Here is a 13,695-nt window from a genome sequence, read left to right on the forward strand (position 1 = left end):
GTAGATACGTGTTACTCTCCCAACAGCCGTCGGTGCCGCAGCGTTCAAGCCGCCGCCTCACGGAGTCCCCGACGTGTCGTTGACGCTCAGTTACGACAGCGGGACCGTCCGTCTGCAGGGTGACTATCCGGCCGATCTCCCTGGCGTACAGGCCGACGAGCGGTCGAAAAGTGGGCGTGCCCCCGCCTACCGGTACGCCGACCTGCGACAGGCACTCGACGAGGCCGGAGTCACGTACACGGATCGAGTGCTGTCGCTCCCCGATCTGTCGCTCTCGACGACCTACGACCTCCGAGCGTACCAGCGGACGGCACTGGACGCCTGGCACGACGCCGGCGACAGGGGGTGTCTCGAACTCCCGACCGGCAGTGGGAAGACAGTCGTCGGTATCGCCGCGGCGGTCGCCCTGGGGACGCCGACGCTCGTGGTCGTCCCGACGATCGATCTCCTGGACCAGTGGGAGCGGGAACTCGACCGGGAGTTCGACGTACCGATCGGTCGACTGGGCGGGGGCGAGCAACGCCTCGAACCCGTCACGGTCGCGACCTACGACTCTGCCTATCTCAGGGCCGACGAGATCGGCGACCAGTTCGGTCTCGTCGTCTTCGACGAAGTCCACCACCTCGGCGGTGAGGGGTACCGCGACATCGCGCGGCTCCTGGCGGCCCCGGCCAGACTGGGATTGACAGCGACCTTCGAACGACCCGACGGCGCACACGAGGTGATCGAGGATCTCGTCGGGCCGGTCGTCCACCGCATCGGCGTCGACGACCTGGCGGGCGAGCACCTCGCCGACTACGACATCAAACGGATCGAAGTGTCGTTGACACCTGCGGAACGGGAGCGCTACGAGGCCGCTCAATCGACGTTTACCGACTACCTCGCACAGTCGAATATCCGTATGGAGTCGGGGAGCGACTACCAGGAACTCGTCAAGCGGTCGGGAACCGACCCGCGCGCTCGGGAGGCGCTGCTGGCCAAGCAGCGGGCACGCGAGGTGATGATGAACGCCCAGCGGAAGGTCGATCGGCTCGGGACGCTCCTCGACCGCCACCGGGAGGACCGGATCATCGTCTTCACCGCCTACACCGATCTGGTCTATCGGCTCTCCGAGCGGTTCCTGCTGCCGGCGATCACCCACGAGACGAGCGCCGGCGAGCGCCGCGAGATCCTCGATCGGTTCCGGGAGGGCGACTACTCCCGGGTCGTCACCGCGAACGTCCTCGACGAGGGAGTGGACGTGCCCGACGCGAACGTCGCGGTGGTGCTCTCGGGGAGCGGCTCCGAACGGGAGTTCACTCAACGGCTCGGGCGGATCCTCAGACCGACCGACGACGGCTCGCGCGCACTGCTGTACGAACTGGTCACCGAGGAGACCGCCGAGGAGAACGTCGCCGCACGCCGGCGGTGACGCGGTGGAGCGCCCCGGATCGACGGAGCTGATTTGTATCGCCGGGCCGTCTCCCCCGGCGTGCTGACGAAGGAACTGCTCCGGGTCTCCCGGGCTGGCGGTGGCTACCACCCGCAGTTCGTCGACGCGGGGGTCGACGACCTGGCTGCACGTGTTCTCGGGGTGTATCAGGGTCACGTCGGCGAGAGGCGGGCGGCCCTCGACGCGGCGCTCACCGACCTGGAGCGGGACGCCGACGACTTCAAACTGGTTCGCGGGTTCGCGAAGCTACTGGAGCGGGACGCGACCTTCGAGACGCAGTCGCCGGTCGAACCGCGGCGGGTCCGCCGCCGTGTCTTCGAGGCCGCCGAATCCGTCGGGGTCGTCGACGACTCGGAGCGACAGACCGCCCTGGAGAGGGCCGGCGACCACTTCGGCGTCGCCCCGTCGGTCCTCGAAGACGCCCTCTATGCCGACCGTGACAGTCGGCAGGTCATGGCGGCGTTCGATCCCCGGTGGAGTCCGTCGGAACTACGGACGCAGTACAACCTCTCGCTGGCCCAGACGGCGCTGTTCGACGCCACGGAGGTCCGGGTCCGCTCCTCGGAGCCGGCGACGCTCGTCTCGGCGGTCAAACGGCTCCAGTTGCTGTACGAGATCGTCTCGACGCCGTCCGGCCGTGAGGTCGTCGTCACCGGCCCCGACGCGCTGTTCTCGAACACGCGACGCTACGGGACGCGGTTCGCCCGGCTCCTCCGGACGGTCGCAGCGACCGCGGAGTGGGAACTGACGGCGACTATCGACGACCGCGGGACCGAGCGGGAGCTCCACCTCTCGGCGGCCGACGTGACCGTTCCCGGGGTCGAGCCGGTCAGCGAGGTGACCTACGACAGCGGTGTCGAGGCCGACTTCGCGGCCCGGTTCGAGGCGCTGGAGCTGGACTGGGAACTGATCCGCGAGCCGGAGCCACTGGAGGCCGGCGAACACGTCGTCGTCCCCGACTTCGCGTTCGACTGGCGACCCGGCCACGAGGGCGGCGTCCGGAAGACGGCACCCGACGAGTCGGCGTTTCGTGTCTACTTCGAGATCATGGGGTTCTGGACGCCTGAGTACGTCCGGAAGAAGCTGTCGCGCCTCGCCGCGCTCGAAGACGTCGAACTGCTCGTGGCGGTCGACGACTCGCTGGGGGTCGGCGACGCCATCGACGCACAGGCCCACCGTGCGATCCCTTACAGCGGGAGCGTCCGCGTGAAAGACGTCAGGGATGCCCTCCGGCCGTTCGAGGCGGAGTTGGTCGCCGAGAGCGCCGACTCACTCCCGGACTCGCTGGAACCCGACGCGGACGTGGTCTCGCTCGCTGCCCTGGCGGACGAACGCGGTGTCAGCGAGGACGCTATCGAGGACAAATCGTTCCCGGCCCACGAACTAGTCGGCCGGACGCTCGTCCGGCCGGCCGTCCTGGACAGAGTCGACGAGCGGATCGAGGCCGGGCAGACCCTCGCCGAGGTCCAGGCGATACTGGACGACCACGGCATCGACGACGACAGCGCCGTCCTCTCGCGACTGGGATACCGGGTCGAGTGGGACGGACTCAGTGGCGGGACGGTCCGGGAGCGGGAGACGGACTGACCGGTCTCCGGGACGTTCACGGTGGCGGGGGAGCGATTCCAGCCCCGGAGACGGCCCCGCTCAGAGGTCCCGCCGCCGCCCTTTCGGGACCTGCGAGCGGAGTTCGCCGTAGACGTAGAGCCCGACACCGACCGGTTCGGACTCGCCGGCCAGGTCGTGCGTGACGATCAGGTAGCCCCAGTCGCCGTCCCAGTCCAGTTCCTGATCGTCACCGGCGACGAACGTCGCCGCCTGCGCCCGGTCGAGGTGGACGACGTTCTCCGTGGCGCGGCCGCCGAACCGCTGGACCGCCTCCAGCGTCGGCTTCCAGTGTTCCTGGCGGGTCCGCAGGAACGTCATCCCCAGCCCCTCGATATCGACCGGCGACGGCGGTTCGCCACGGTAGAGCCAGATCTTCCCGGCCCCCCGTTCCCAGAACGTGTGATCGGCGAAGGCCGCCGCGGGGACGCCGAAGCGGTCGGTCCAGAACTCGACGACCGCCTCCCGGGTGGCCCGCTCGGGGTCGTCTCGCTCGGCGTCGGTCGCCGGCAGCCGTGTGAACTTCGTGCTGTCGTTGCTCATCCAGTCACCTCCAGTTTCGCACAGAAGAACCCGCCCGTGTCGTTGTGGTGGGGGTAGATCCGCTTGGCCCGAGTGACGGAGGAGTCGAACGACGCCCCGTCCCACTCGGTGATCCCGTCACGGTGTGTCAGCGGGAGATCGTAGTCGACGAGTTCGCAGTCCTCCACCTCCAACACGTGGTCTACGACGGCCTCGTTCTCCTCGGGGGCGAACGTACAGGTCGAGTAGACGACGGTCCCCCCGGGCTCGGTCACCTGGACGGCACGGGTGAGGATCCCCTTCTGGACGCCGGCGACGCCCTCGACGTGGGAGAGCGACCAGTCTTCGAGCGCGTCGGGGTTCTTCCGGATCGTCCCCTCACAGGAGCAGGGCACGTCGACGAGCGCCCGGTCGTAGCCGGCGTCGCCGAAGGGCTTCAGCGAGTGGTTTCGGCCGTCCTCGTGGGTGACAGCCACGTTCGTCACACCCAGGCGCTCGGTGTTGGTCCGCAGCGCCGAGATCCGTCCGAGGTTGTTGTCGGTCGCGACGATCTCGCCGCGGTCGTCCATCAGCGCCGCTAGCTGTGTGGTCTTGCTCCCCGGGGCCGCACAGGCGTCCCAGACCCGCTCCCCCGGCTGTGGGTCCAGTACCGTCGCCGGGATCGCCGAGACCTCCTCCTGGCCGTGGGTCCAGCCGTGGAAGTACGGCCAGTTACCGCCGGCAGACGCCTCCGGGAGAACGAACAGGCGGTCGTGCCAGTCGACCGGGTCGGCGGCGATCCCCGCCGCCTCCAGCGCGGCGGTGACCCGATCGACGGTCGCTTTGATCGTGTTGACCCTGATCGCCGACGGGAGCGGCCGCTCGCAGGCCGCCCGGAACGCGTCGAAGTCGTCGACGATCGGGCGATACCGTCCCAGTGGTTCCATTGCCCCCCGGTTCGCCGGCGGGTCGCTTGTGGGTTTCGAAGGGCGGTAGCCCCGGCTTTCAAGCCGACGGCAGCCGATAACTCGGGTATGGCACATATCCAGGTCCACCGGGACGATATCGACCTCGACGAGCCGACACTGGTCGAGGGACTTCCCGGGCTCGGCCTCGTCGGAAAGATCGCTGCCGACCATCTCGTCGACGTCTACGATATGGAGTACTACGCAGCCTGTCACTGCGACGGGCTCCCGGAGATCGCTGTCTACGCGGAGGGAGATCCGACCGTCAGGCCGCCCGTCCGCATCTATGCCGACGCCGACGAGGACCTGCTGGTCCTCCAGAGCGACGCGCCCGTCTCGCCGTCGGGTGCCACCGAGTTCGCCGGCTGTCTCGTCAGTTGGTTCGACGCCAACGACGTGACGCCGCTGTTTCTCAGTGGGATGGCCGCCGAACAGGACGGGGAACCACCCGCTGTCTACGGGATCTCGACCGGTGACGGGGCGAGCATGCTGACCGACGCGGACATCGAGCATCCCAGTCAAGCCGGTGCCATCACTGGGCCGACCGGTGCGCTCATCCACGAGGCCCAGCGGACCGGTCTGACGGGTGTCGGTCTCGTCGTCGAGGCCGACCGGCAGTTCCCGGACCCCGCTGCGGCGCGGGCGGTCCTCCAGACGGCTATCGGCCCGCTCGGCGACTTCCAGGTCGATACGGAGGCGCTCGTCGAACAGGCGGACCAGATCGCGGAAGCCAAACAGCGGCTGGCCGAACAGCTCGAGGCCTCCGAGGACGACAGCACGAGCGCGCGGCCGCTGGGGATGTACCAGTAATGGTCTCGACGTCTGGGCTCGCGCGGCTCGGGATCGCACTCGTCGCGGCCCTCGTCGCTGCCGTCCTGGGCTGGCTCCTGTTCGTCCGGTTCTCGGCGGACGTGGCCGATCTACTCGGCATCTTGTTGGTCATCGCGACGGTACTCGGCGCGCTCAAACTCGCGGGCAACGTCGGCGAGACGCTGTTCCCGTCGTACAACGTCGCCGAAGTCGCCGTCGAGGGGCCGATCACTCGTGATGGAGGTGGCGGGATCACGACGCCGCCGACCGGCGCCAGCGCCGACGACATCGTCGAACAGATCGAACAGGCCGACGAGGCCAAGGGTGCCGAGGCGCTGCTGTTGAAGCTCAACACGCCCGGCGGCCAGATCGTCCCCAGCGAGGATATCCGGCTGGCGGCCGAACGCTTCGACGGGCCGACGGTCGCCTACGCGACGGACGTCTGTGCCAGCGGCGGCTACGACATCGCGGCCGGCTGTGACGAACTGTGGGCTCGCGAGGGGTCGATCGTCGGCTCGATCGGCGTCATCGGCTCGCGTGTCAACGCCAAGGAACTGGCCGACCGCGTGGGACTGTCCTACGAACAGTTCACCGCCGGCGAGTACAAGGACGCCGGGACGCCGCTGAAAGAACTGAGCGAGGACGACCGGGAGTACCTCCAGGGAATCGTCGACGACTACTACGACCAGTTCGTCGAGACCGTCGCCGAGGGCCGCGAGATGGACAGCGAGACGCTCCGGGAGACGGAGGCACGCATCTTCCTCGGCGAGGAGGCCGCAGACCGCGGACTCGTCGACGAGATCGGGACCAGGCAAGCAGTCGAGGCTGCGCTGGGGGACCGACTCGGCGAGGAGGCGGCCGTCCGCGAGTTCACGCCCGAACAGGGGTTGGCCGGGCGGCTCCGTGGCGGTGCCCAGCGTGTCGCCTTCTCGCTCGGGGCCGGCGTCGCGAGCGCGTTCGACGACACGGGCGACATCGACGGCGTCTCGTTCCGTCGGTGACCGCGAGGGTTTTTTATTTCACGGGTGCGTCTGGCAGTTTGTGACAACGCTGGTGGTGTGTATCGACCGGGATAGTCCCGTCTCGACGGAGTACCCGGTCGTCGGCCGGTCGTCTGTCGAGCCACTCATCACCGAAACCGGCGTCGAGGACCCGGAAGACAGTCGCGTCAACTGCCTGCTCGAGGGGGTGCGCGTCGCCGACGAACTCGAAGCCGAGGGGAGCGAGCCGCTGCTTGTCGTCGTCGGCGGCGGGACAGATACCGTCGGCACCGACCGACACATCGCCACACAGGTCGAGGATCTCGTCGAGACGTACGGCCCCGACTCCGCGATCGTCGTCGTGGACAGCGCCGACGACGAGCAACTCGTCCCCATCATCGAGAGCCGGGTCCAGGTCGACGCCGTCGACCGGGTCGTGGTCCGACAGGCCAGGGACATCGAGTCGACGTACTACCTGCTCAAGCAGTTCCTGGCCGACGAGGAACTCCGGAAGACGGTGCTGGTCCCGCTCGGGCTGGCGATGGTCGCCTTCCCGATCCTGCTGATCGTCGCCAACAGCACGACCATCGCTATCGGTGCGATCGCCGCCGCCGCCGGCGTATTTCTCATCTACAAGGGACTGGGGATCGACACGTACCTCTCGCGACTTCCCGGCGAGATCCGCGAGGCGCTGTACTCGGGCCAGGTGTCGCTGGTGACCTACGTCGTCGCCGTCGGCCTCTCGCTCGTGGGGCTGTTTGCCGGCGCCCTCGGCGTCTCGGACATCGAAGACCCGGCGACGTTCGTGTTGGTCAACCGCTTTGCCTTCGACAGCGTCCCCTGGCTCACCGCGGCCGCCCTGGCGGCCTCGCTGGGTCGACTGCTGGACGAACTCATCCAGCGAGAGGGGGTCCGTAGCGCCTACGTCAACCTTCCTTTCGGTGCCGTCGCTGTCGGCCTCGTCGTCCGCGGGTTCTCCGCGTACTTCCTCGAACGGGGCGGAGTCTTCGACGCGTTTCGTGTCACGCGGACCGATCTCGGGATCGTCGTCGTTCAGGGGTTCACGATGGAGGCCGGGACCCGACTGGCGGTGTTCATCCTCGCGGGTATCCTCATCAGCCTGCTCGGCGTGCGGGTCGCTACCTACGTCAGTCGGACCGACATCGAGAGCGAACTGGCCGAATAGACAGCGATTTACCCCGTCGACGGCTACCCGTTCCCATGACAGACGGCGCGTGGGTCTCGCTGTTCTCCGGCGGCAAGGACTCCTCGTGGGCGCTCTACCGGGCGCTCGAACGCGGCTACCCGGTCGAACGGCTCGTGACGGTCCACCCCGAGGGGGACTCGTACATGTATCACGTCCCGGCGACACAGTTGGCAACTCTCGCCGCCGAGAGCGTGGGGATTCCACTCTTGGAGGTCGAGCCGGAGGACTTCGGTGCCGACGACGTCCCCGACGCCGGCGTTCAGGGCGACGAGGAACTCGAACCGCTGGAGGCAGCACTCCGAGAGCTCGATTCGGAACTCGATGGGGGGATTACCGGTGTGACCGCCGGTGCTGTCGAGAGCGAGTACCAGACCACGCGGATCGAGGCGATGGCCGAACGCCTAGAAGCGCAGGTGTTCGCCCCGCTGTGGCAGGAAGACCCCCGAACGCTCGCCGAGGCGATGCTCGACGCCGGCTTCGAGATCCGTCTCATCCGCGTGGCCGCCTACGGCTTGGACGAGTCCTGGCTCGGCCGGACGCTGGACGCCGACGCGCTGGACGACCTCGAAGCCCTCAACGACGAGTACGGCGTCCATATCCTCGGTGAAGGCGGCGAGTTCGAGACGCTGGTGACGGACGGCCCGCACATGGACCGTCGGATCGAACTGGAATACGAGACGGAATGGGACGGCACTCGCGGGACGCTCCGGATCGAGGACGCGTGGCTGGAATGAGTTCACTCACCGGTCACGAGTGAGTGTCACGAACGAGTGACCGGCTTTTTAGCGTAGATTTTTCGAGGAGCGGTTCCCGCAGTGCGCTCGTCGAGCGCACGAGGACACCCGACGACGAAAAAGGTACGGTGGGGAGTTCGAGACGCTGGTGACGGACGGCCCGCACATGGACCGTCGGATCGAACTGGAATACGAGACGGAGTGGGACGGCACCCGCGGGACGCTCCGGATCGAGGACGCGTGGCTGGAATGAGATAGCAGCGTCGGAGACGCTGGTCGCGTGTGATCGAGCGGTCACCGCGTCGTTTATCCGCCTCGGCGGGCACCACCAACGTATGACAGAGGACGACGGGACCTCAGGAAGCGGTGGGTTCACGATCAACTGGGACGAGGTCGACGAGGAGACGCGCGAGGAACTGGAGTCGATGGAGGTCCCCGAACAGACGGAGACCGATGTCGACATCGCCGACAAGATCAACGAACAGAACGTCAAGGGTCGGATCGACCGGCTGGAAGCCTCTTACGACGATGTCCCCGTCACCGAGGAGACGTTCGAACTCTCGCCCGAGGAGTACAGTGAGGTCTACTCGGCGACGAAAGGGACCGGATACGACGGCAACAGCGTCGTCTTCGTCACCCGCGACGGTGATTCGCTGCCCGGCCTGAGCGAGAATATTCCGGAACAGGCCGCCCACGATACCCGCGACCGGGTCCTGATGGTGCTGGGTCGCGGTGCGGACCTGTGGGCGCTGCCGGGTGACGGCAACGGTGGACAGTACGAGTCCCTCCAGGAAGCGGCAGTCCGGCGCGTCCACGAACAGACCGGTGTCCGGTGTACGATCACCGGTGTCGAGGAGGTCTTCCACCGCAAGTACTACCCGGATAGTGACGCCGACGGTTCGGTCCATACGCTGGACGTCTACTTTCAGGCCGAGTACAGGAAGGGATCGCTGGACGTCGACGAGTCGGAACTCACCGGCGCCGCTTGGTTTGCCGAGCCCCCGAAGCAGTTGACCGAAGGGGCCGAACAGATCTGGCAGCGGTTCGTCGACGGCGGCGAGTAGTACAGTAACAATTTAAACGACGTACACCGATCACATTCCAGTCGTGCGATCGGGTGTGTAGTGGTGTTCAATGGCTCCTCTCGTCGTGTACAGTCCATACCGGGGCTTACGTAGCATAAGGAATCGTTTTGCCCCCACTCCGTCTGTACGTTTATGACAGCTACACACGAAGTTTCACTGATGAACCCTCGTACAATTACCCTTGGACTGGGCACTGCTCTCAGTACGTTCCTGCTGGCAGGTGCTACGACGATCGAACTGTTGGGAGCCGGTGAAGCCCCTGGAATCGGTATCCTCGGTGTCCTCGTCGGCTTCATCGCCGGTCTGCTTGCAGGTGGGGTTGTCAGTGTGTCTGCCGACCGAATCTCCGGGATTGCTGCATTGGGCCTCGTCGCCTACGCAACTTTCGGTGTCGCGTTCGTCACAATCGCGGGGATTCGATACGTCAACGTACCGTTTGCTGATGACGTATTCACGTTCGCCGTTCAGATCAGTGTGAGTGTCGCCCTCGCAGTTCTTGTCGCTTTATTGATGGCAAGTAAGGGGTCCGGAAAACTGACCGAATCTGCTTGAGTATGTTCCCGAACGATCGTCACCGTTGATAATCCACCGCACACCCGGTCGCACGACAGCAGCCCGATAGGTATCACTCGTGGCAAGAGGTACGATAGGTGCAAAGCAACACCCGGTGGACCGTTCTGTAACGGACGCATCGTGATTGTCAGTAGTCAATTATGTTCCTGGATCACGCCGACGCTTGAGGTGGCGCGTATCGGCACAGGGCTACGACAATCAGCTTCGGGCCGTTAGTGTTGGACGAACTCGACGAGGACGCCGCCGGTCGTCCCGGGGTGGAGGAAGGCTACGTCGTGGCCCCACGCACCCGGTCGTGGCTCCTCGTCGATCGGGTCGATACCTTTTTCGACCGCGGCTGCGATCGCCGCCTCGATGTCGTCGGTCGCTAGTGCGACGTGGTGGATTCCGGGTCCGTTACGGTCGAGGTACTGCGGGATCGCGCCCTCGGCGTCCGGCAGGGGTTCTAAGAGTTCGAAGTAGCCGTTCCCGAGGTCGAGAAACGTCACTGACAGCCCGTCGAACGTCTCTTCGTGGGCGATGGGTGCGTCGAAAGCAGCGGCATACAACTCGGCGAGTGTGGCGGCGTCGTCGGTTGCGACACCGGCGTGATCGAAGCGCATGGTCGGCGTTCTCCCGGGCGGTACTTAGTTCCGGCTGGCGCGTCACTCCTCGCGGAGCCGGTCCAGTCGGCGACCGCTCGTCGTCACTGTCGACCGCCCTCGTTGAAACCCCGTCCGTGATCGTACGGCGGCCTCGTTCGATGGGATTCTCGTTCAGACACCGAAGTGAACACGGAACGATATCGGCTGAATCGAGCGTCCGCGGGCCGACTCCTCACATCGACGAACCGGGCTGGTACTCGCCGAAGACGTCCCGCAGCACGTCACAGACCTCGCCGGTCGTGGCGTAGGCTTTGACGGCGTCGACGAGGTACGGCATCAGGTTCTCCTCGCCCTGTGCGGCCTCCTCCAGTGCCGTCAGTGCCGCCTCGACGGCCTCGTCGTCGCGGTCCGCCCGCAGTTGGGCGACGTTCTCCTTCTGTGCCCCCTCCAGTGCCTCGTCGACCTCTTCGATGTCCTGGTCGCCCTCCTCTTCGACTCTGTACTCGTTGACGCCGACGATGATCCGGTCGCCGGCCTCCTGTTCCTGCTGGCGCTCGAAGGCAACGTCCTGGATCTGTCGCTGGACCCACTGGCTCTCGATGGCCTCCCGCATCCCGCCGCGCTCGTCGACCTCCGCGAGCAGTTCGCGAGCATCGGCCTCCAGTTCGTCGGTCAACGACTCGACGTAGTAGCTGCCAGCCAGTGGATCGATGGTGTCGGCGGCCCCGGATTCGTGAGCGAGGATCTGCTGGGTCCGCAGCGCAGTCCGCACGGATTTCTCGGTCGGCAGGCCGATCGCCTCGTCTTTCCCGTTGGTATGGAGGCTCTGGGTCCCGCCCAGGACCGCCGCCAGCGCCTGGTAAGCGACGCGGACCACGTTGTTCTCGATCTGCTGGGCGGTCAGCGTCGAGCCGGCGGTCTGGGTGTGGAACTTCAGCTGTTTCGATTTCGGATTGTCGGCGTCGAACCGTTCGTCCATCAGCGAGGCCCACAGCCGCCGAGCGGCTCGGAACTTCGCGACTTCCTCGAAGATGTTGTTGTAGGAGGCGAAGAAAAAGGAGAGCTGTGGCGCGAACTCGTCGACGTCCAGCCCGGCCTCGATGGCCGCTTCGACGTACTCCAGGCCGTTGCCCAGCGTGAACGCGATCTCCTGGGCGGCCGTCGAGCCGGCCTCACGGATGTGATAGCCGGAGATCGAGATGGTGTTGAAGTTCGGGACTTCCGTGGCGCAGAACTCGAAGATATCGGTGATGAGCCGCATCGACGGCTCGGGCGGATAGATGAACGTGTTCCGGGCGATGTACTCCTTGAGAACGTCGTTCTGGATGGTTCCCCGCAACTGTTCGCGGTCGACGCCCTGCCGGTCGCCGACGGCGATGTACATCGCCAGCAGGACCGACGCGGGCGCGTTGATCGTCATAGAGGTCGAAACCTCGTCCAGCGGGATGCCGTCGAAGACCGTCTCCATGTCACGCAGGGAGTCGATGGCGACGCCGGTCTTCCCGACCTCCCCGGCGGCCATCGCGTTGTCGGAGTCGTACCCCATCTGGGTCGGAAGGTCGAAGGCCATCGAGAGTCCGGTCTGGCCCTGATCGAGGAGATAGTTGAATCGCTCGTTGGTCTCGCGGGCGGTCCCCATTCCGGCGTACTGTCGCATCGTCCACAGCCGGCCACGATAGCCAGTGGAGTAGACACCCCGGGTGTAGGGCTCCTGACCTGGGAACCCCAGGTCTGACTCGTAGTCAAGGTCGGCGACGTCAGCGGGCGTGTACAGTCGGTCTACCTCGTGCCCCTCTGTGTCTGTGGTGAACGTTTCTTTGCGTTCGCCGAACCGGTCGACGGTCGGCTGGACTTCGCTGTCTTCCCACTCGGCTTTCGCCTCGCGGATACGGTCCAGCTCTTCGGGGTCAAACATGCTCAGGCTGTTGGACGGCGCGGGCTTAAGGGTTCGCGATCATACTAGTCTCTCGCTGTTTGCCGACAACGGAAACCGGAACCTGACAACCTTCGCTATCGTCGAACGACAGCCGATCAGCCGCTCGGGAACTCCTTGAACACGGACTCGAAATCGTCGAACTCCTCGACGGACCTGTTGGCCTCTTCCCGGAGGTTCTCGACGCGCTGGCTCACCTCGTGGTACTCCTCGTGGGCGTCGAGTTCCGCCGGATTCCGCTCGGATTCGAGGGTCGCTTTCTTCGAGGCCGCGGCGAAGAACTCCTGGATCTGTTCGTCGTACGCGGTTCGCGTGAGCATTTCCTCGACTGTCCCTTCGAGTTCCTCGCGTGTGACGGGTTTCGTGAGGTAGTCGTCGAACGGCATCTCGACGATATCGAAGTCGGGATCGACGGCGGTGACCATCACGACACGGCAGTCGATACCGCGCTCGTCGATACGATCCAACACTTCGTCGCCGGATTTGCCAGGCATCTGGCGGTCGAGGAGGACGACATCGACCTCTTCGTCGATCCGGTCGAGCGCTCCGTCTCCATCGTAGGCTGTCCGGACGTCGTATTCGATCGAGAGCCAGGTCGTGTACAGGTCTGCAATGTCCTGTTCGTCGTCGACCACGACGACACTGACAGTCTCTGCGTAACCGTCCGTCTGCACTGTGTCTCTATCCAACATCGGAGCGAGCAGTTTGTCGAACAACTGTCTGACGGTAGTATAAATCCCTGCCATTCATTATCACGTTTGAATACTTCACTCGACAAGACACGGCCCGTTATGTGGTTCGACGCCGTACGGACGCCCGATGACTGACGATCCGTCGGTGATCTCGTCGCTCGCGATCCACGCCGAAGATCTGGTCGCAGCAGCAGAGACGACTGTGCGCGAGGAGAAGCGCGCGGTGTTACGTGTGACCCCACCGTTCAGTGGCCGGATGCGTGCCCGTCTGCACGTCGTCCAGACCGACCCCGAACCGGAGCCGATCCATCTCGACCCCTGGACACTGCTGGCCGACGATGCACCGTCGGTCCCGACACCCGACGGGACGGAAGACGAACTTCGTGGGGACCCGGATCGGACGTACTCGGTCGAACGTCACCGCGAGTACCACGAACAACGGGTCGAAGACTGGCGTGGCTCGATCCTCGACCACGTTCGGGACACCACTGTCCTCCCCGGTACGGAGACGGAGGTCTCACTGGTCATACTCGGCCGGTAGTTGCCACTGTCGAATCTCACCAATACCCGCTGAGAGCACTCGATAAAACGTTT

General features: G+C 65.6%; 14 protein-coding genes and 1 pseudogene. 10 read left to right on the forward strand and 5 right to left on the reverse strand.

The genetic code is table 11. From position 1 onward, the window contains the following. Positions 1-73: 73 nt before the first annotated feature. A complete protein-coding gene (locus P0204_RS00465; protein WP_276220866.1) occupies positions 74-1,411 on the forward strand; it encodes a DEAD/DEAH box helicase family protein in 1,338 nt (445 codons plus the stop codon). Between the two features lie 60 nt (positions 1,412-1,471). Beyond that, complete coding sequence (locus tag P0204_RS00470; RefSeq protein ID WP_276220868.1) at positions 1,472-3,019, forward strand: DUF790 family protein; 1,548 nt, start codon at positions 1,472-1,474, stop codon at positions 3,017-3,019. A gap of 60 nt (positions 3,020-3,079) precedes the next feature. On the opposite strand, the gene P0204_RS00475 is transcribed toward P0204_RS00470, so the two are convergent. Together P0204_RS00475 and P0204_RS00480 are read right to left on the reverse strand one after the other, a co-directional pair. Continuing rightward, positions 3,080-3,580 (reverse strand): DUF7122 family protein, encoded by a 501-nt coding sequence (locus P0204_RS00475; protein WP_276220870.1) that lies wholly within the window; start codon positions 3,578-3,580, stop codon positions 3,080-3,082. Beyond that, complete coding sequence (locus P0204_RS00480) at positions 3,577-4,485, reverse strand: RsmB/NOP family class I SAM-dependent RNA methyltransferase (RefSeq protein WP_276220872.1); 909 nt, start codon at positions 4,483-4,485, stop codon at positions 3,577-3,579. The genes P0204_RS00475 and P0204_RS00480 overlap by 4 nt, the downstream gene beginning before the upstream one ends. Positions 4,486-4,572: 87 nt before the next feature. Here P0204_RS00480 and P0204_RS00485 point away from each other — a divergent pair, with 87 nt between their 5' ends. The 7 genes and pseudogenes from P0204_RS00485 to P0204_RS00515 all read left to right on the forward strand — a co-directional run bounded on the left by P0204_RS00485 (position 4,573) and on the right by P0204_RS00515 (position 9,871). After that, on the forward strand, positions 4,573-5,313 hold the full coding sequence (locus P0204_RS00485; RefSeq protein WP_276220873.1) for a proteasome assembly chaperone family protein: 741 nt from the start codon (positions 4,573-4,575) through the stop codon (positions 5,311-5,313). Continuing rightward, positions 5,313-6,314 (forward strand): signal peptide peptidase SppA, encoded by a 1,002-nt coding sequence (sppA, locus tag P0204_RS00490; RefSeq protein WP_276220875.1) that lies wholly within the window; start codon positions 5,313-5,315, stop codon positions 6,312-6,314. The genes P0204_RS00485 and sppA overlap by 1 nt, the downstream gene beginning before the upstream one ends. A gap of 40 nt (positions 6,315-6,354) precedes the next feature. After that, positions 6,355-7,479 carry a DUF373 family protein gene (locus P0204_RS00495; RefSeq protein ID WP_276220877.1) on the forward strand — a complete coding sequence of 375 codons (1,125 nt, stop codon included), beginning with the start codon at positions 6,355-6,357 and terminating at the stop codon, positions 7,477-7,479. A gap of 35 nt (positions 7,480-7,514) precedes the next feature. Continuing rightward, entirely contained in the window at positions 7,515-8,234 is a 720-nt protein-coding gene (locus P0204_RS00500) for a diphthine--ammonia ligase (protein WP_276220879.1), read from the forward strand. Between the two features lie 127 nt (positions 8,235-8,361). Next, positions 8,362-8,487 (forward strand): annotated as a pseudogene (locus P0204_RS00505) (Dph6-related ATP pyrophosphatase); the annotation flags it as partial. Between the two features lie 172 nt (positions 8,488-8,659). Continuing rightward, complete coding sequence (locus tag P0204_RS00510; protein WP_276223298.1) at positions 8,660-9,298, forward strand: NUDIX domain-containing protein; 639 nt, start codon at positions 8,660-8,662, stop codon at positions 9,296-9,298. A gap of 180 nt (positions 9,299-9,478) precedes the next feature. Beyond that, positions 9,479-9,871, forward strand: coding sequence for a DUF8147 domain-containing protein (locus tag P0204_RS00515; RefSeq protein ID WP_276220881.1), 393 nt, complete (start codon positions 9,479-9,481; stop codon positions 9,869-9,871). 233 nt (positions 9,872-10,104) lie between these two features. On the opposite strand, the gene mce is transcribed toward P0204_RS00515, so the two are convergent. The 3 genes from mce to P0204_RS00530 all read right to left on the reverse strand — a co-directional run bounded on the left by mce (position 10,105) and on the right by P0204_RS00530 (position 13,083). Further along, complete coding sequence (mce, locus tag P0204_RS00520) at positions 10,105-10,494, reverse strand: methylmalonyl-CoA epimerase (RefSeq protein WP_276220883.1); 390 nt, start codon at positions 10,492-10,494, stop codon at positions 10,105-10,107. 214 nt (positions 10,495-10,708) lie between these two features. Beyond that, positions 10,709-12,391: an acyl-CoA mutase large subunit family protein gene (locus tag P0204_RS00525; RefSeq protein ID WP_276220885.1), complete on the reverse strand. Its 1,683-nt coding sequence runs from the start codon at positions 12,389-12,391 to the stop codon at positions 10,709-10,711. A gap of 116 nt (positions 12,392-12,507) precedes the next feature. Continuing rightward, a complete protein-coding gene (locus tag P0204_RS00530; protein ID WP_276220887.1) occupies positions 12,508-13,083 on the reverse strand; it encodes a response regulator transcription factor in 576 nt (191 codons plus the stop codon). Between the two features lie 145 nt (positions 13,084-13,228). Here P0204_RS00530 and P0204_RS00535 point away from each other — a divergent pair, with 145 nt between their 5' ends. Continuing rightward, positions 13,229-13,642 carry a DUF8009 family protein gene (locus P0204_RS00535; protein WP_276220889.1) on the forward strand — a complete coding sequence of 138 codons (414 nt, stop codon included), beginning with the start codon at positions 13,229-13,231 and terminating at the stop codon, positions 13,640-13,642. Positions 13,643-13,695: the final 53 nt, after the last annotated feature.

It is taken from the genome of Haloarcula halophila, assembly GCF_029278565.1.
Classification (GTDB): Archaea; Halobacteriota; Halobacteria; order Halobacteriales; family Haloarculaceae; genus Haloarcula; species Haloarcula halophila.